We start from the raw sequence: 16,596 nt of genomic DNA on the forward strand, positions 1-16,596 counted from the left end.
GCTCGCAGCGAGGCGCCTTGCATACGCATGATCATTAGCGTTACGCGCTCTTCGATGGTCAAGTGGGTGTAGTGAGTAGTCATGCAGCACCTTACCTCGGGTGTTGCACTTGGTCACTGAGACCGCCCAACTCAAATGCGCTTCCGTGGAGCAGTCCATTCAGAAGAGAACCTGCCAGCAGGCTGACCGCAATCAACGCAAGTGTCTCGATAAACGAAAATGGCGTGATCGAGCGCTCTTTATTCGGCTGCTCAAAACCTTTTGGCACCCTTGGCTTTTCTGGCTCAATGCAGCCAGGTACTTGTGTACGTTTGATCAGCAGGCGAGCGACCGGCCCACCAATCAAACCACCCAGCACCAATCCAAACGTCGCGGAGGCCATCGCAAGCTCAGAGGCCGACGCCAGACCATACTTCTCACTGAATGTTGCGCCCCACGCTGCGCCCGTGCCGTGGCCGCCCGCCAAGGTAATCGAGCCGGTCAGCAGGCCCATCAGAGGATCGAGCCCCAGCGCCGTTGCGAGACCGATACCCATGGCATTCTGCACCACTAGAAGGCCGATGACCGCCAGCAGAAAAACCCCCACTACCCGCCCGCCTTTCTTCAGGCTGGCGAAATCCGCGCTCAAGCCAATGGTGGCGAAAAACGCCAACATCAACGGCGTTTGCAACGAAGTATCAAATCGGACTTCTACATCGAAGCTTCGCAAAGCCAAGAGAACCAAGGCCACCACCAGGCCACCTGCTACAGGTTCGGGGATGTTATAGGCGCGTAAAAAACCAATACGTGTAACCAGTCCGCGCCCCAGCAAAAGCACTAAAGAGGCGGCTACCAGTGTTCCATAAAAATCGAGTTGAACCATTGGGATTATTCTTGGATATATATTCAGGGGCGAACTTTTTACCTGGACACGCCTCTTGAACAGGTTGACTGTCTCAACACTGATTAATTTTAGATTCAAGGACCTTCAATGGTTTGAATATGTCGAAATATTTCATGAAATATTTCGTGAGGGCAACTTTATCAACCGCCAAGTCTTATTGCCAAGCATATAGGCAGCACTGTCACTGTGCAGTTGTGACTAAAAGTGTAAGATCCAGCGGTGCTCTTGGCGACAAGTAGCTTGCGACACTAATTGTCGTAAATTGCAAGTGACGCACATAACCAGAAACATTTATCCAACTTCAGAAAAGCAAATACCCCCATTCAAGGGGGTATTTACTTTAATTGGCAAACCGGGCTGACGGCCTGTTAAAGGCACTGGCTTTTAGTGGGTGAGGGTTTGATACCCTGAGACGTTGAAAATTATTTGATCAGGCGCCACGTGAACGGGTAGCGATACGGAAACCCTTCATTAGCTTTCACCCCGGCAATAATCGTCAGCACCACCGCACCAATCGCCACCAGCCCGATCAGGAAGAACCCGACGACCACCACCATCAGCAAGATGGAAAGGCCGGTGGCAATCGCGACGGTGATCTGGAAGTTCAGCGCCTCCTTGCCCTGCGCATCGATAAACGGGTCCGTCTCGCGCTTCATCTGCCACAGAACCAGCGGGCCGATCAGCGTTCCGAACGGAATCCAGATCCCCAACAAGGCGGACAGGTGACAAAACATCGCCCATTGCCGAACCTCTTTGCTCGGCGTGGGTAGCAGCTGTTGCTCGTCACTCATAACGCCCTCCTTGCCTGGATCGGGTTCGATCAGTCGGCCAGTGCAGCCTTCTGCAGCTCGAAGATTTCGCTCATGCCTTTCTTCGCCAGCTCCAGCATGGCGTTCAGCTCTTCAGGCTGGAACGGCGCGCCTTCGGCAGTGCCCTGTACTTCGATGAATCCGCCGGTGCTGGTCATCACCACGTTCAGGTCGGTCTCGGCAGCCGAGTCCTCCAGGTAGTCGAGGTCGAGCACTGGCTCGCCTTGATACATGCCCACCGAAACAGCAGCGATCATCTGCTTGAGCGGGTCGCCGCCTTTCAGGCCGCCGCGCTTCTTGATCACTTTCAGGGCGTCGACCAGTGCAACCATGGCACCGGTGATGGACGCTGTGCGGGTGCCGCCGTCAGCCTGGATCACGTCGCAGTCGACGTACAGGGTGACGTCGCCCAGCTTGGACATGTCCAGCGAAGCGCGCAGGGAACGACCGATCAGACGCTGGATTTCCAGGGTGCGACCGCCTTGCTTGCCACGGCTCGCTTCACGCTGGTTACGCTCGCCGGTGGCGCGCGGCAGCATGCCGTACTCGGCGGTCAGCCAGCCCTGGCCCTGGCCCTTGAGGAACCGCGGCACGCCGTTCTCGACGCTGACGGTGCAGATGACTTTGGTATCACCGAACTCGACCAGTACAGATCCCTCGGCGTGTTTGGTGTAGTTGCGGGTAATGCGGATCGAGCGGAGCTGATCGGCAGCGCGACCACTTGGACGTTTCATAGGGAATACCTGTACGGGGACGGAAAACTGCGGAGCATTATAGAGCCGTGGGCCGCGCGTGGGCACTTCTAAAAAAAATCAGCCGACGACTGAAGGCCCGCAATAGAGCATAACCGACGGCCTGCAGCTCTTTGTCACACGGTGTGTTTGGGCGCATCCACCCCACTGCGCTACAATCCTGCGCCTTTGCTGCCTCTGGGCATACATTCATATTGATCGGGTCCGCGAAACCTTTGGTGACGCATGAACCTGAATTGCGAGGTACCTCCATGGTGCACAGCATGACCGCCTTCGCCCGCGTCGAGAAAGCCGGTGCCCAAGGCACCCTGAGCTGGGAACTGCGCTCGGTCAACAGCCGCTACCTGGAGCCGCACTTGCGTCTGCCGGAATCGTTTCGCGACCTCGAAGGCGCGGTCCGCGAAGCGCTACGCCAGGGCATCTCCCGCGGCAAGCTCGAGTGCACCCTGCGCTTCACCGAAGAAAACACCGACAAACCCCTGCAAGTGGACCGCGAGCGCGCCGCGCAATTGGTCGCGGCTGCCGAGGCCATCGCGGACCTGATCAAGAATCCGGCCGCACTCAATCCGCTGGAAGTCCTGGCCTGGCCCGGCGTACTGGTGGGCGATGCCACCGACCCGCAAGCCTTGAGTGCCGAAGCACTGACGCTGTTCAACGAAGGCTTGAAAGAGCTCAAGGCCGGCCGCGAGCGCGAAGGCGCGGAGCTGGCGCGATTGATCAACGAGCGCCTGATGTCCATTGAAGAAGACGTGGTGACCCTGCGTGTACTGGTCCCGCAGATGCTCGCCACCCAGCGCCAGAGAGTCCTCGACCGCTTTGCCGACATGAAAGCCGAAATGGACCCGCAGCGCCTGGAGCAGGAAATGGTCATGCTCGCTCAGAAGAGCGACGTCGCCGAAGAACTGGACCGCCTGAGCACTCACATCATCGAAGTTCGCCGGGTGCTCAAGTCCGGCGGTGCTGCCGGTCGGCGCCTGGACTTCCTGATGCAGGAGCTCAACCGCGAAGCCAATACATTGGGCTCCAAAGCCTTCGACCCGCGCAGCACCCAGGCGGCGGTCAACCTCAAGGTGTTGATCGAGCAGATGCGCGAACAAGTGCAGAATATTGAGTAAGGCAAACCCGACATGACCCACAGCACCGGCACCCTGTACATCATTTCCGCCCCCTCGGGCGCGGGCAAGAGCAGCCTGGTCAAGGCCCTGACCGACGCTGACCAGGAGATCCGCGTTTCGGTCTCCCACACCACCCGGGCCATGCGCCCCGGTGAAGTGAACGGCGTGAACTATCACTTCGTCGAACGCGGCGAGTTCGTGAAGATGATCGAACACGGGGATTTCCTCGAGCGCGCCGAAGTGTTCGGCAACCTCTACGGCACCTCGCAAAGCCACCTGCAGCAGACCCTGGACGAAGGCCACGACCTGATTCTGGAAATCGACTGGCAGGGTGCCGAGCAAGTGCGCAAGTTGATGCCCCAGGCCCGTTCGATCTTCATTCTGCCGCCGTCCCTGCAGGCCTTGCACCAGCGCCTGACCAATCGCGGCCAGGACAGCGACGAGATCATTGATGGCCGGATGCGTGAAGCCGTCAGCGAAATGAGCCACTACGTCGACTACGACTACCTGATCATCAACGACGATTTTGCCCATGCACTGCGCGATTTGCAGGCGATTTTCCGTGCCAATCAGCTGCATCAGAAGCGCCAGCAGCAGCGCAACGGAAAACTTTTGGCTGAATTGCTTGGCTGAACAGCACTTCCCAAAAGTGCTTCAAGGGCTTTACATTGGCACTTATAGCGCGTTGAAGAGTCTGGTCAAAAAATCAGCGCTTCCCTAAACGCTGGTGATTTTTTAAACTGTCGAGTCCGCTCGCCCAACCGGGCAGCGCGCATATTGCATTCGCTCCGAGGAATACCATGGCCCGCGTAACCGTTGAAGATTGCCTAAACCACGTGGAAAACCGCTTTGAGCTGGTCATGCTGTCTACCAAGCGTGCCCGTCAACTGGCCACCGGCGGCAAAGAGCCCCTGGTTCAGTGGGAAAACGACAAGCCTACCGTTGTAGCCTTGCGTGAAATCGCTGAAGGCCTGATGAGCTACGAGTTCATCGCCAATGCTGAAATCGTCGAAGACGAACCGCTGTTCGCAGCGTTCGAGGACGAGTCCAACGAGGCCGTCTAAGCCATGCCTGGTCGACGTAGCACGGCGCGGGGTCACAACGAACGGCAGGATTTATCATGCCGAGCATAGACGCCCTCGCCGCTCGCTTATCGACCTACCTCGGCAAGGACCAGGTCAACCTGGTCCGCCGAGCGTACTTCTACGCCGAACAAGCCCACGACGGCCAACGCCGCCGTAGCGGTGAGGCGTACGTCACGCATCCTCTTGCGGTGGCGAATATTCTTGCCGACATGCACATGGACCATCAGAGCTTGATGGCCGCCATGCTGCATGACGTGATCGAAGACACCGGGATTGCCAAGGAAGCGCTGCAGGCGCAGTTTGGCGAAACCGTGGCCGAACTGGTCGACGGGGTCAGCAAACTGACCCAGATGAACTTCGAGACCAAAGCCGAAGCCCAGGCCGAAAACTTCCAGAAAATGGCCATGGCCATGGCCCGCGACATTCGCGTGATCCTGGTCAAGCTGGCCGACCGCCTGCACAACATGCGCACCCTGGAAGTGCTGTCCGGCGAAAAGCGCCGACGGATCGCCAAGGAAACCCTGGAAATCTATGCGCCCATCGCCAACCGGCTGGGCATGCACGCCATCCGCATAGAATTCGAGGACCTCGGCTTCAAGGCCATGCACCCGATGCGTTCCGCGCGGATCTACCAGGCGGTCAAGCGCGCCCGGGGCAACCGCAAGGAAATCGTCAACAAGATCGAGGAATCCCTCAGCCACTGCCTGGCCATCGACGGCATTCAGGGCGAGGTCAGCGGTCGTCAGAAACACCTCTACGGCATCTACAAGAAAATGCGCGGCAAGCGTCGGGCCTTCAACGAGATCATGGACGTCTATGCGTTCCGGATCATCGTCGACAAGGTCGATACCTGCTACCGCGTGCTGGGTGCTGTGCATAATTTGTACAAACCGTTGCCGGGGCGTTTCAAGGACTACATCGCGATCCCCAAGGCCAACGGCTATCAGTCGCTGCACACCACGTTGTTCGGCATGCACGGTGTTCCGATCGAAATTCAGATCCGCACCCGTGAAATGGAAGAGATGGCCAACAACGGCATCGCCGCCCATTGGCTGTATAAATCCAGCGGCGACGAGCAGCCCAAAGGCACTCACGCCCGCGCCCGCCAGTGGGTCAAAGGCGTGCTGGAGATGCAGCAACGCGCCGGCAACTCGCTGGAATTCATCGAGAGCGTGAAGATCGACCTGTTCCCGGACGAGGTCTACGTGTTCACGCCCAAGGGCCGGATCATGGAGTTGCCCAAAGGCTCCACGGCGGTCGACTTCGCTTACGCGGTGCACACCGACGTGGGCAACAGCTGCATCGCCTGCCGGATCAATCGTCGTCTCGCACCGCTGTCCGAACCGCTGCAAAGCGGCTCCACGGTCGAGATCGTCAGCGCCCCCGGCGCTCGGCCGAATCCGGCATGGCTGAACTTCGTGGTGACCGGCAAGGCGCGAACCCACATCCGCCATGCGCTGAAGCTGCAACGCCGCTCCGAGTCCATCAGCCTGGGTGAACGCCTGCTGAACAAGGTCCTCAACGGTTTCGACAGCTCCCTGGACAATGTCCCGGGCGAGCGCGTCAAGGCGATGCTCACCGAGTACCGCCTGGAATTGATCGAAGACCTGCTCGAAGACATCGGCCTGGGCAATCGCATGGCCTATGTCGTCGCCCGTCGCCTGCTCGGTGAAGGCGAACAGCTGCCCAGCGCAGAAGGTCCGCTGGCGATTCGCGGCACCGAAGGCCTGGTGCTCAGCTATGCCAAATGCTGCACGCCAATCCCGGGCGACCCGATTGTCGGCCACCTGTCCGCAGGCAAAGGCATGGTCGTGCACCTGGACAACTGCCGCAACATCAGCGAAATCCGTCACAACCCGGAAAAATGCATCCAGCTCTCGTGGGCCAAGGATGTCACCGGCGAATTCAACGTCGAACTGCGCGTCGAACTGGAACACCAGCGTGGCCTGATTGCCCTGCTGGCCAGTAGCGTCAACGCCGCCGACGGCAATATCGAAAAAATCAGCATGGACGAACGTGATGGTCGCATCAGCGTGGTCCAACTGGTGGTCAGCGTGCACGACCGCGTGCACCTGGCCCGCGTGATCAAGAAACTGCGCGCCCTGACCGGGGTGATCCGCATCACCCGCATGCGTGCGTAGCCCATCCATTACAAGGAGTCATTCATGACCAAGACTGTTATCACCAGCGACAAGGCCCCGGCCGCCATCGGTACTTACTCCCAGGCGATCAAGGCTGGCAACACCGTCTACATGTCGGGCCAGATTCCCCTGGACCCAAAAACCATGGAACTGGTCGAAGGCTTCGAAGCCCAGACCGTCCAGGTGTTCGAGAACCTCAAGGCCGTGGCCGAAGCCGCCGGCGGTTCGTTCAAGGACATCGTCAAACTGAACATCTTCCTCACCGACCTGAGCCACTTCGCCAAGGTCAACGAGATCATGGGCAAGTACTTCGACCAGCCTTACCCTGCCCGCGCCGCCATCGGCGTCGCCGCCCTGCCGAAGGGTTCGCAGGTCGAAATGGATGCCATCCTGGTCATCGAGTAAATGCGCACGGCGCAGCCTTCTCCAGGCTGCGCCGCTGATGCTGCAAAAAGAAGCGTTCTGAAAGGATTCCACCCATGCGCCACGCGCTAGCTCTTTCGCTGCTCGCCCTACTCTTGGGCGGTTGTGCCAGCAACCCTGCCGACCGTGACATCAGCGGCACCTGGATCAACCAGGTGGCGATCGATGCTGCATCCAGAGGCGGTCCCCTGCGTGAAGCGCTCCAGGCCTATGGCCCGAACCTGGAGTGGGACGTCAACACCAAGGCCGCTCAGGCCCGCTACACCAACGGTTTTGAAAACGTCGACGGCAAGCTGCTGGGCGAAAAATCCGGCGCCTGGAAAGTCGACTTTTATGGCAGCGCCGGTAGTGAGCTCAAGCGCGATGGCAAACAATTGAGTCAGGCCGCCAGCGAGAACGAGCCGGAACAGGTCTTCGACCGCGCACAGGTTCAGGTGCCAGACGGTGCACCACTGGGCGCCAGTTTCGAGCGCGCGCTGTACTCCTCTTATTTGGGAGGCAGCTGGAAAGTCGTCAACGGGCCCGGTGAGGGTAACACTGTGCAATTCCAGGCCGACGGCCAGATAGCCGGCCTGCCCGGTGCCGATCGTTATGCCCTCTGCCTGGCTGGCGATTGCGCTTCAATGAGCGGCGGCAATGACAACATGTGGCTGCAACTGAACGGCCAGGGCAACACCTGGATCTTTGCTCGTAAAGGCAAAGAACTGGAAATTCTCCAGGCTGTGAATACGGCGCAGACGGACGAAATGCCTCAGTTCACGCCGGGTGAGCGCAAGTGGTTGCTCGAGAAGCAGTGACCCGGTCTCACAGCCAACGCATGACAATGTAGGAGCCGGCTTGCCGGCGAAGGGGCCGTAACATTCAACATCACTGTTGACTGATACATCGCCTTCGCCGGCAAGCCGGCTCCTACAGGTGTTTTGAATGTCCGGAGGTCAGCAGCGACCTTCGAGAATCGCGGCATACCCTTCGCGATAGCTTGGATACTTCGGCATCCACCCCAACGCCTTTACCCGGGCATTGCTGCACTGCTTGCTGCCCGTACGACGCACGCTCGCATCCTCAGCCCACTCCGTCACGCCCAGATACTCACGCAGCCAGCCCACCACTTCCGCCAGGGGTGCAGGCGCATCGTCCACGCCGATGTAACAGTCATCCAACAGCACACCGCGTCGATCCGCCTCCAGCAGAAACGCCAACAGCCCCGCCGCGTCGTCGACGTGAATCCGGTTGCCATACAACGGCGGCTCGATCGCCACGCGATACCCTCGACGAACCTGGGTCAACAGCCACTCACGGCCTGGACCATAAATGCCGGTCAGGCGCACGATGCTGGCGGGGATCCCGCTCTGCAGCGCCACTTGCTCTGCTTCCAGCATCAAACGGCCTGAGTAGCCTGCTGCAATAGTCGGCGAAGTCTCATCCACCCACTCCCCCTCCTGCTGACCGTAAACGCTGCTGCTGGACACAAATAGCACCCGCGTTGGCTGCTGGCCATGCTGCTGCAACCAGCCCAGCACATGCTGCAAACCCTCGACATAGGCGGCGCGATAGCCCGCTTCGTCATGGTCGGTGGCGGCAGCGCTGTACACCAGATAGTCCAGCGGACCCATGGGCCAGTCAGCCGGACACTGCTCGCTGAACAAGTCACCGGCAACTCCGATGACCCCGGCCGGCAGCCGCGACACACTGCGTCGCAGACCATAAACCTGCCATCGTTCGGCCAGCAATTGCGTGGCCAGACGGCTGCCGACATCACCGCAGCCGGCGATCAAAACAGAGGGCGCGGACATCAAAAAACTCCTATCGCAAAGCTACAGACTAGCGCCGGCAGTGGACGAGCGGCTAGTAATGCAAGAAAAAAAGATACTCTATTACTTCTGTTAACAAGAATTACTTGCAATAATGCCCGCCACTTTTGTTCTCGGCCTCACGAGGCCTGGAAGAGCATTTACCGATTTTCTTTCTCAGGTCCGGCCAGCATGACACCCAATCAATTCCCCGCTTCGCCAACCAAACGACCTCGCGCCTGGAGCGCAGTGGCCGCCCTGCTGCTCAGCCTGATGCTGGCGCCAACTGCCGCTTTCGCTGACGCACAAGCCCCAACAACCCCGGCCGCTACGGCTGCGGCACCCGCCGATCAAGCGCCAGCTGGCGCACCAGCCGTGACGCCAGCCGCGACTGACCCGGCCCAGGCGGTAGACAGCATCGCCGAAGACGCTCCTGAAGTCCTCGAAGCCGACAACACCCTCGGCATGGCCCACGACCTGTCGCCATGGGGCATGTACCAGAACGCCGACATCATCGTGAAAATCGTGATGATCGGCCTGGCCATCGCTTCGATCATCACCTGGACCATCTGGATCGCCAAGGGCTTCGAGCTGATGGGTGCCAAGCGTCGTCTGCGCACCGAGATCGTCCACCTGAAAAAAGCCACCACCCTTAAAGAAGCCAGCGTGACCGCCACCAAGGCTGGCACCCTGGCCAACCTGCTGGTCCACGATGCGCTGGAAGAGATGCGCCTGTCGACCAACAGCCGCGAGAAAGAAGGCATCAAGGAGCGCGTCGCCTTCCGCCTCGAACGCCTGGTGGCCGCCTGCGGTCGCAACATGAGCAGCGGCACCGGCGTACTCGCCACCATCGGTTCCACCGCGCCGTTCGTCGGCCTGTTCGGTACCGTGTGGGGCATCATGAACAGCTTCATCGGCATCGCCAAAACCCAGACCACCAACCTCGCCGTCGTGGCGCCCGGCATTGCCGAAGCGCTGCTGGCGACTGCGTTGGGCCTGGTGGCCGCCATTCCGGCGGTGGTGATCTACAACGTGTTCGCCCGCTCCATCGCCGGTTACAAGGCGCAGGTATCCGACGCGTCGGCAGAAGTCCTGCTGCTGGTCAGCCGCGACCTGGACCACCAGCCTGAGCGCAGCTCGCAACCGCACATGGTGAAAGTGGGGTAATCGGCCATGGGCCTGCATTTGAAAGAAGGCGCAGACGACGATCTGGCCGAGAACCACGAAATCAACGTCACGCCGTTCATCGACGTGATGCTGGTGCTGTTGATCATCTTCATGGTGGCCGCGCCGTTGGCCACCGTGGACATCAAGGTCGACCTGCCCGCTTCCACCGCCAAACCGGCGCCACGGCCAGAAAAACCGGTGTTCCTCAGCGTGAAAGCTGACCAACGCCTGTTCCTCGGCGAACAAGAAGTGAAAGCCGACGCGCTCGGCGCCACGCTGGACGCCAGGACCCAGGGCAAGAAAGACACGACGATCTTCTTCCAGGCCGATAAAGGCGTGGACTACGGTGACCTGATGAGCGTGATGGACAACCTGCGCTCCGCCGGCTACTTGAAGGTCGGCCTGGTGGGACTCGAGACGGCAGTCAAGAAATGATCACGACGCGCCATAAGCTGACGCGTTACGGCGGGAGCCTGGCCGTGGTGCTGGGCGTCCATGCACTGGCCATTGCGCTGGCACTGAACTGGACCTCGCGCCCACCGATCGAGTTGCCGCCGCAGGCGATGATGGTCGAGTTGGCGCCGATTCCGGCACCGCCACCGCCGGCACCGCCCAAGGTGATAACGCCGCCACAGCCACCCGCCCCGGTGGAAGAACTGCCAATCCCGAAACTGGCTGAAGCGCCGAAAGCCGAGATTGCCGTGCCGAAGCCGGTCAAACCCAAGCCCAAGCCTCAACCGCCCAAGCCAGTAGAGAAAAAGCCGGAGCCGCCGAAGGAAAAACCTTCCGAGGAAAAACCGGCCGACACTCAACCGACCCAGGCACCGACGGAGAAATCCGCGCAACCGGCACCGGGCCCTTCGGCGGCGCAGCAAGCGGCCAAGGCCAGCTGGCAAGGCACCCTGCTCGCCCACCTGGCCAAGTACAAGAAGTACCCGGCCAGTGCCCAGGCGCGAGGCAAGGAAGGCTTGAACCGTCTGCGCTTTGTCGTGGATGGCGAAGGTAACGTGTTGTCGTTCGAACTGGTGGGCCGTTCCGGCAACGCCGATCTGGACCGGGCCACCCTGGAAATGATCCGCCGCGCCCAGCCGCTGCCCAAGCCACCGGCTGACATGTTGACCAATGGCGCCATCGAAATCGTTGCACCCTTTGTTTACTCGCTGGAAAAGCGCCGGCGCTAAAACACCGCCGACCTACTGTAGGAGCGAGCTTGCTCGCGAAGTAGGCGAACGATAACGCTCGAAACCTGAGACCCCGCGGCGGTCTCAGGTTTTTTCGCGAGCAAGCTCGCTCCTACGTCTGATAACGTGCGTCTATCGATTGCAGCCGGTATGCTTGGCCCGCAACTTCATGGACGCTTGCTATGACCCTCACAGAATTACGCTACATCGTTACCCTCGCCCAAGAGCAGCACTTCGGCCACGCGGCCGAGCGTTGCCATGTCAGCCAGCCGACGCTGTCGGTGGGCGTGAAAAAGCTCGAGGATGAACTCGGTGTGCTGATTTTCGAGCGCAGCAAAAGCGCCGTGCGCCTGACCCCGGTTGGCGAAGGCATTGTGGCCCAGGCGCAGAAAGTCCTGGAACAGGCCCAAGGCATCCGCGAACTGGCCCAGGCCGGCAAGAACCAGCTGACCGCCCCCCTGAAAGTCGGCGCCATCTACACGGTCGGCCCATACCTGTTTCCGCACCTGATTCCGCAACTGCACCGGGTCGCTCCGCAGATGCCGTTGTACATTGAAGAAAACTTCACCCACGTGCTGCGCGACAAACTGCGCAACGGCGAGCTCGACGCGATCATCATCGCCCTGCCGTTCAACGAAGCCGATGTGCTGACCTTGCAGCTCTACGACGAGCCGTTCTACGTCCTGATGCCGGCCCAGCACCCCTGGACGCAAAAGCAATCCATCGATGCCGCCCTGCTCAACGACAAGAGCCTGCTGCTGCTCGGTGAAGGCCACTGCTTCCGCGACCAGGTGCTGGAAGCCTGCCCGACGCTTGCCAAAGGCAACGACGGCGCCAAGCACACCACGGTGGAATCCAGTTCGCTGGAAACCATCCGCCACATGGTCGCTTCCGGCCTGGGCATCTCGATCCTGCCGCTGTCGGCGGTGGACAGTCACCACTACGCCCCCGGCGTGATCGAAGTGCGCCCCTTGTCGCCCCCGGTGCCCTTCCGCACCGTGGCCATCGCCTGGCGCGCGAGCTTCCCGCGGCCCAAAGCCATCGAGATCCTCGCTGACTCCATTCGCCTGTGCTCGGTGGCCAAGCCGCCGGCACCGGTAGTTGCCGGTTAAGCCGCAGCCATGACCGAGTTGTCGCAAGTGTCGGTGACGGCGCTCAAGGGTGTCGGCGAAGCCATGGCCGAGAAGCTGGCCAAGGTCGGCCTGGAGAATCTCCAGGACGTGCTGTTTCACCTGCCGCTGCGTTATCAGGACCGTACCCGTGTGGTGCCGATCGGCCATTTGCGGCCCGGGCAAGATGCGGTGATCGAAGGCACCGTCAGCGGCGCGGACGTGGTCATGGGCCGACGCCGCAGCCTGGTGGTGCGCTTGCAGGATGGCACCGGCGGGCTCAGCCTGCGCTTCTACCATTTCAGCAACGCCCAGAAAGAAGGCCTCAAGCGCGGCACCCGCATTCGCTGCTACGGCGAAGCACGGCCCGGGGCGTCGGGGCTGGAAATCTACCACCCGGAATACCGCGCCATCACCGGCGACGAGCCGCCGCCGGTGGATGAAACCCTGACCCCGGTCTATCCGCTCACCGAAGGCCTGACCCAGCAACGCCTGCGCCAACTGTGCATGCAGACCCTGACGATGCTCGGCCCCACCAGCCTGCCCGACTGGCTGCCGACCGAACTGGCGCGGGACTATCAACTGGCGCCGCTGGCCGATGCGATCCGCTACCTGCATCACCCGCCGGCCGATGCCGATGTCGACGAACTCGCCCTCGGCCACCACTGGGCGCAGCACCGTCTGGCGTTCGAAGAACTGCTGACGCATCAACTGTCCCAGCAGCGTCTGCGCGAGAGCATGCGTTCCCTGCGTGCGCCGGCGATGCCGAAAGCGTCGAAGCTGCCGGCCAAGTACCTGGCCAACCTGGGTTTCACCCCGACCGGCGCCCAACAACGGGTCGGCAACGAGATTGCCTACGACCTCAGCCAGCACGAACCCATGTTGCGGCTGATTCAGGGCGACGTCGGCGCGGGCAAAACCGTGGTCGCCGCCCTCGCCGCCTTGCAGGCGCTGGAAGCCGGGTATCAAGTGGCGCTGATGGCGCCCACCGAAATCCTCGCCGAGCAGCACTTCATCACCTTCAAGCGCTGGCTCGAACCGCTGGGCATCGAAGTGGCGTGGCTGGCGGGCAAACTCAAGGGCAAGAACCGCGTGGCCGCACTGGAACAGATTGCCAGTGGCACCCCCATGGTGGTCGGCACCCACGCGCTGTTCCAGGATGAAGTGCAGTTCAAGAACCTCGCGCTGGCGATCATCGACGAACAGCACCGCTTCGGTGTGCAACAGCGCCTGGCGTTGCGGCAGAAAGGCGTCGGCGGGCGGATGTGCCCGCATCAATTGATCATGACCGCCACCCCGATTCCACGAACCCTGGCCATGAGCGCCTACGCCGACCTCGACACCTCGATCCTCGACGAATTGCCGCCCGGCCGCACGCCGGTAAACACGGTGCTGGTCACGGACACCCGGCGGGTCGAAGTCATTGAACGGGTGCGCGGCGCCTGCGCCGAAGGGCGCCAGGCCTATTGGGTGTGCACGCTGATTGAAGAGTCGGAAGAGCTGACCTGCCAAGCCGCCGAAACCACGTATGAAGACCTCACTGCCGCCCTTGGCGAATTGAAGGTCGGGCTGATCCACGGCCGCATGAAGCCCGCCGAGAAAGCCGCCGTCATGGCCGAATTCAAGGCCGCAAACCTGCAACTGCTGGTCGCGACCACGGTGATTGAAGTCGGCGTCGACGTGCCCAATGCCAGCCTGATGATCATCGAAAACCCCGAACGCCTCGGCCTCGCGCAACTGCACCAGTTGCGCGGGCGCGTCGGTCGGGGCAGTGCCGCCAGCCATTGCGTGTTGCTCTACCATCCACCGCTGTCACAGATCGGTCGTCAGCGGCTGGGCATCATGCGCGAAACCAACGACGGTTTTGTCATCGCCGAAAAAGACCTCGAGTTGCGTGGCCCCGGCGAAATGCTCGGCACCCGCCAGACCGGCCTGCTGCAATTCAAGGTCGCCGACCTGATGCGCGACGCCGATCTGTTGCCTGCCGTGCGCGACGCGGCGCAGGCGCTGCTGGAGCGCTGGCCGGATCACGTCAGCCCGCTGCTCGACCGCTGGCTACGCCATGGGCAGCAATACGGCCAAGTGTGAGCAGCGTCGCAGTTTCCAGACCGGCGTGTTAAACATGATGGTTATACTCCTGCAACTGTTCGAGAACGGATCGACACCATGACTGACGCTGCCCTCGCCCCCGAAACTCCGCGTACGCCGTCTGCAATTCGGCTGCTGCTGGGCAAGCAGGGCATTGCCTTTGATGAAGTCTTCGACCACCGCGGCCTGAGCGCCGCGCGCAAAGTGCAGGCGGTTCTGCTCGACGATACGGTCGGCACGCTCATGGTACTGTTTCCTCAAAGCCAATTGCTGGACCTCCACCGCCTCACCGAACTCACTGGCCGCCGCCTGACCGCCGTGTCCCCCGAACGTCGGGTTAAAATGCTCGGCAAGCACAACCTGAGCCTGCTGCCCGGCCTGCCGGCGCTGACCAGTTCGCCGTGCCTGTACGAAGAAAGCCTGCTGCGCGAACCGACCTTGTTGATCGACTCGGGGGAGCCAGGCGTATGGCTGGAAGTCGCCCGCGAAGACTTCAAAACCCTGCTGACCAAGGCCAGCGCCGCCCACTTCGGCGAAACCCTGACCAGCATCCGCCCCAACCTCGATCGGCCCGACGATGACCGCCAGGAAATCACCCAGGCCGTCCAGGCGTTCACTGCACGACGCATCCAGCAACGCCTGGAAGAGACCATCGAAATTCCGCCCCTGGCCACGACCGCGCAAAAAATCATCAAGCTGCGGGTCGATCCCAACGCCACCATCGACGACATCACCGGCGTCGTCGAAACCGACCCGGCCCTGGCCGCACAAGTCATCAGCTGGGCGGCGTCACCCTACTACGCTTCGCCGAGCAAGATTCGCTCAGTGGAAGACGCCATCGTCCGGGTGCTGGGCTTCGACCTGGTGATCAACCTGGCGCTGGGCCTGGCCCTGGGCAAAACCCTGAGCCTGCCCAAGGATCACCCGCAACAGACCACGCCGTACTGGCAGCAGTCGATCTACACCGCCGCCGTCATCGAAGGCCTGACCCGCGCCATGCCCCGCGCCCAGCGTCCCGAAGCCGGCCTGACCTACCTTGCGGGTCTGCTGCACAACTTCGGCTACCTGTTGCTGGCCCACGTGTTCCCGCCGCACTTCTCGCTGATCTGCCGCCACCTGGAGGTCAACCCGCACCTGTCCCACAGTTTTGTCGAGCAACACCTGCTGGGCATCAGTCGCGAACAGATCGGCGCGTGGCTGATGCGCTACTGGGACATGCCCGATGAACTGGCCACCGCCCTGCGCTTCCAGCACGACCCGAGCTACGACGGCGACTACGCCGAATACCCGAACCTCGTCTGCCTGGCCGTACGTCTGCTGCGCAGCCGCGGCGTCGGCGCAGGCCCGGTCGAAGACATCCCCGACGCGCTGTTGGAGCGCCTGAACATCAGCCGCGACAAAGCCGACGAGGTCGTCAGTAAAGTGCTGGAAGCTGAAATGCTGCTGCGCGAACTCGCGTCCCAATTCACCCACCCCTGAAAAGCATCCCACAGGATCGCGTCGCTCACCCCATTTGGTAACGACGCAAAACCTGTGGGAGCGTGGCTTGCCCGCGATGAATCCACCTCGGTCTGACTGACTATCTCAAACCTTGGCTTTGGCCTTGCGCGGCTTCAAATACTTGGTCAACCCCTGAAACCAGATCACCAGCGCCGGGTTGCCCTTGATCTGAATCGACTTGTCCTGAATCCCCGTCATGAACGCCAACTGCTTGTTCTTCGCCTGCATCGTGGCAAAGCCATAGGCGGCGTCTTTAAAGGCAATCGCAAACGCCGGCTCGGCATACACACCGGACTTGCTGGTAATGCGCTGATCCTTCACCCGGAAATGCCGCGCCACCTTCCCATCAAGAGTCTGCAGCTGGAACACCAGATCCTTGTCACCCAACTGCTGCTGGAACGCAGGATTAGTCCGGCTGGCCTTACCCATCAACAGACCCAAAACCCACAGAAGAAAACGAAATTTCATACGCACAGCCTCAAAAAAAATAAACGGCCGGCGCAGTTTAGCGACTTCAAGTCAGAACGCCACCATCGATTGCGATAGCAGAAGA

17 protein-coding genes and 1 pseudogene are annotated in these 16,596 nt (G+C 61.1%); 12 read left to right on the forward strand and 6 right to left on the reverse strand.

The annotated features are described in order from the left end of the window. The 4 genes and pseudogenes from BZ163_RS35215 to rph all read right to left on the reverse strand — a co-directional run. A partial coding sequence (locus BZ163_RS35215) for a helix-turn-helix domain-containing protein (RefSeq protein WP_143510986.1) occupies nucleotides 1–83 on the reverse strand: 83 nt, incomplete at its 3' end. 44 nt (nucleotides 84–127) lie between these two features. Next, nucleotides 128–862, reverse strand: a pseudogene (gltS, locus tag BZ163_RS33300) (sodium/glutamate symporter); the annotation flags it as partial. A 443-nt stretch (nucleotides 863–1,305) separates the two neighbouring features. Then, complete coding sequence (locus BZ163_RS33305) at nucleotides 1,306–1,674, reverse strand: DUF4870 domain-containing protein (RefSeq protein WP_128874492.1); 369 nt, start codon at nucleotides 1,672–1,674, stop codon at nucleotides 1,306–1,308. A gap of 29 nt (nucleotides 1,675–1,703) precedes the next feature. Next, entirely contained in the window at nucleotides 1,704–2,426 is a 723-nt protein-coding gene (gene rph, locus BZ163_RS33310; RefSeq protein ID WP_046045041.1) for a ribonuclease PH, read from the reverse strand. 269 nt (nucleotides 2,427–2,695) lie between these two features. Between rph and BZ163_RS33315 the strand changes: the two genes are divergently transcribed. From BZ163_RS33315 to BZ163_RS33340, 6 genes are all read left to right on the forward strand, one after another. Next, a complete protein-coding gene (locus tag BZ163_RS33315) occupies nucleotides 2,696–3,559 on the forward strand; it encodes a YicC/YloC family endoribonuclease (RefSeq protein ID WP_128874493.1) in 864 nt (287 codons plus the stop codon). Between the two features lie 12 nt (nucleotides 3,560–3,571). Beyond that, entirely contained in the window at nucleotides 3,572–4,192 is a 621-nt protein-coding gene (gmk, locus tag BZ163_RS33320) for a guanylate kinase (protein ID WP_128874494.1), read from the forward strand. Nucleotides 4,193–4,359: 167 nt separating this feature from the next. Further along, nucleotides 4,360–4,623 carry a DNA-directed RNA polymerase subunit omega gene (gene rpoZ, locus BZ163_RS33325; protein WP_007894670.1) on the forward strand — a complete coding sequence of 88 codons (264 nt, stop codon included), beginning with the start codon at nucleotides 4,360–4,362 and terminating at the stop codon, nucleotides 4,621–4,623. A gap of 56 nt (nucleotides 4,624–4,679) precedes the next feature. Then, nucleotides 4,680–6,785: a bifunctional GTP diphosphokinase/guanosine-3',5'-bis pyrophosphate 3'-pyrophosphohydrolase gene (gene spoT / locus BZ163_RS33330; protein WP_128874495.1), complete on the forward strand. Its 2,106-nt coding sequence runs from the start codon at nucleotides 4,680–4,682 to the stop codon at nucleotides 6,783–6,785. A gap of 24 nt (nucleotides 6,786–6,809) precedes the next feature. Further along, nucleotides 6,810–7,190: a RidA family protein gene (locus BZ163_RS33335; RefSeq protein ID WP_003229509.1), complete on the forward strand. Its 381-nt coding sequence runs from the start codon at nucleotides 6,810–6,812 to the stop codon at nucleotides 7,188–7,190. A 74-nt stretch (nucleotides 7,191–7,264) separates the two neighbouring features. Next, nucleotides 7,265–8,005 carry a hypothetical protein gene (locus BZ163_RS33340; protein ID WP_128874496.1) on the forward strand — a complete coding sequence of 247 codons (741 nt, stop codon included), beginning with the start codon at nucleotides 7,265–7,267 and terminating at the stop codon, nucleotides 8,003–8,005. A gap of 138 nt (nucleotides 8,006–8,143) precedes the next feature. Here BZ163_RS33340 and BZ163_RS33345 read toward each other — a convergent pair whose 3' ends face one another. Then, complete coding sequence (locus BZ163_RS33345) at nucleotides 8,144–9,001, reverse strand: SDR family oxidoreductase (RefSeq protein ID WP_128874497.1); 858 nt, start codon at nucleotides 8,999–9,001, stop codon at nucleotides 8,144–8,146. Nucleotides 9,002–9,190: 189 nt separating this feature from the next. Between BZ163_RS33345 and exbB the strand changes: the two genes are divergently transcribed. From exbB to BZ163_RS33375, 6 genes are all read left to right on the forward strand, one after another. Then, nucleotides 9,191–10,165, forward strand: a complete 975-nt coding sequence (gene exbB, locus BZ163_RS33350; protein WP_128874498.1) for a tonB-system energizer ExbB — start codon at nucleotides 9,191–9,193, stop codon at nucleotides 10,163–10,165. Between the two features lie 6 nt (nucleotides 10,166–10,171). Further along, nucleotides 10,172–10,600 (forward strand): TonB system transport protein ExbD, encoded by a 429-nt coding sequence (gene exbD / locus BZ163_RS33355; RefSeq protein ID WP_128874499.1) that lies wholly within the window; start codon nucleotides 10,172–10,174, stop codon nucleotides 10,598–10,600. Next, the gene (locus tag BZ163_RS33360) at nucleotides 10,597–11,346 is read left to right on the forward strand and encodes an energy transducer TonB (RefSeq protein WP_128874500.1); all 750 of its coding nucleotides are present in this window, start codon (nucleotides 10,597–10,599) and stop codon (nucleotides 11,344–11,346) included. The genes exbD and BZ163_RS33360 overlap by 4 nt, the downstream gene beginning before the upstream one ends. A 182-nt stretch (nucleotides 11,347–11,528) precedes the next feature. Continuing rightward, nucleotides 11,529–12,458 (forward strand): hydrogen peroxide-inducible genes activator, encoded by a 930-nt coding sequence (locus BZ163_RS33365; protein WP_064680448.1) that lies wholly within the window; start codon nucleotides 11,529–11,531, stop codon nucleotides 12,456–12,458. Nucleotides 12,459–12,467: 9 nt separating this feature from the next. Beyond that, nucleotides 12,468–14,543 (forward strand): ATP-dependent DNA helicase RecG, encoded by a 2,076-nt coding sequence (gene recG / locus BZ163_RS33370; RefSeq protein WP_128874501.1) that lies wholly within the window; start codon nucleotides 12,468–12,470, stop codon nucleotides 14,541–14,543. A 78-nt stretch (nucleotides 14,544–14,621) separates the two neighbouring features. Continuing rightward, entirely contained in the window at nucleotides 14,622–16,022 is a 1,401-nt protein-coding gene (locus BZ163_RS33375; protein WP_128874502.1) for an aminoacyl-tRNA deacylase and HDOD domain-containing protein, read from the forward strand. 105 nt (nucleotides 16,023–16,127) lie between these two features. Here the strand turns inward: BZ163_RS33375 and BZ163_RS33380 are convergent, their stop codons facing one another. Beyond that, nucleotides 16,128–16,511: a helicase gene (locus BZ163_RS33380; protein ID WP_128874503.1), complete on the reverse strand. Its 384-nt coding sequence runs from the start codon at nucleotides 16,509–16,511 to the stop codon at nucleotides 16,128–16,130. Between the last annotated feature and the right edge of the window lie 85 nt (nucleotides 16,512–16,596).

This window comes from Pseudomonas sp. VI4.1, from assembly GCF_002029345.1.
GTDB lineage: Bacteria > Pseudomonadota > Gammaproteobacteria > Pseudomonadales > Pseudomonadaceae > Aquipseudomonas.

Excerpts from the sequence above, each read along its gene's own strand:
- BZ163_RS33305 (WP_128874492.1), bottom strand. The coding sequence starts at position 1,674 with ATGAGTGACGAGCAACAGCTGCTACCCACGCCGAGCAAAGAGGTTCGG.
- rph (WP_046045041.1), bottom strand. The coding sequence starts at position 2,426 with ATGAAACGTCCAAGTGGTCGCGCTGCCGATCAGCTCCGCTCGATCCGC.
- BZ163_RS33315 (WP_128874493.1), top strand. The coding sequence starts at position 2,696 with ATGGTGCACAGCATGACCGCCTTCGCCCGCGTCGAGAAAGCCGGTGCC.
- gmk (WP_128874494.1), top strand. The coding sequence starts at position 3,572 with ATGACCCACAGCACCGGCACCCTGTACATCATTTCCGCCCCCTCGGGC.
- rpoZ (WP_007894670.1), top strand. The coding sequence starts at position 4,360 with ATGGCCCGCGTAACCGTTGAAGATTGCCTAAACCACGTGGAAAACCGC.
- spoT (WP_128874495.1), top strand. The coding sequence starts at position 4,680 with ATGCCGAGCATAGACGCCCTCGCCGCTCGCTTATCGACCTACCTCGGC.
- BZ163_RS33335 (WP_003229509.1), top strand. The coding sequence starts at position 6,810 with ATGACCAAGACTGTTATCACCAGCGACAAGGCCCCGGCCGCCATCGGT.
- BZ163_RS33340 (WP_128874496.1), top strand. The coding sequence starts at position 7,265 with ATGCGCCACGCGCTAGCTCTTTCGCTGCTCGCCCTACTCTTGGGCGGT.
- BZ163_RS33345 (WP_128874497.1), bottom strand. The coding sequence starts at position 9,001 with ATGTCCGCGCCCTCTGTTTTGATCGCCGGCTGCGGTGATGTCGGCAGC.
- exbB (WP_128874498.1), top strand. The coding sequence starts at position 9,191 with ATGACACCCAATCAATTCCCCGCTTCGCCAACCAAACGACCTCGCGCC.
- exbD (WP_128874499.1), top strand. The coding sequence starts at position 10,172 with ATGGGCCTGCATTTGAAAGAAGGCGCAGACGACGATCTGGCCGAGAAC.
- BZ163_RS33360 (WP_128874500.1), top strand. The coding sequence starts at position 10,597 with ATGATCACGACGCGCCATAAGCTGACGCGTTACGGCGGGAGCCTGGCC.
- BZ163_RS33365 (WP_064680448.1), top strand. The coding sequence starts at position 11,529 with ATGACCCTCACAGAATTACGCTACATCGTTACCCTCGCCCAAGAGCAG.
- recG (WP_128874501.1), top strand. The coding sequence starts at position 12,468 with ATGACCGAGTTGTCGCAAGTGTCGGTGACGGCGCTCAAGGGTGTCGGC.
- BZ163_RS33375 (WP_128874502.1), top strand. The coding sequence starts at position 14,622 with ATGACTGACGCTGCCCTCGCCCCCGAAACTCCGCGTACGCCGTCTGCA.
- BZ163_RS33380 (WP_128874503.1), bottom strand. The coding sequence starts at position 16,511 with ATGAAATTTCGTTTTCTTCTGTGGGTTTTGGGTCTGTTGATGGGTAAG.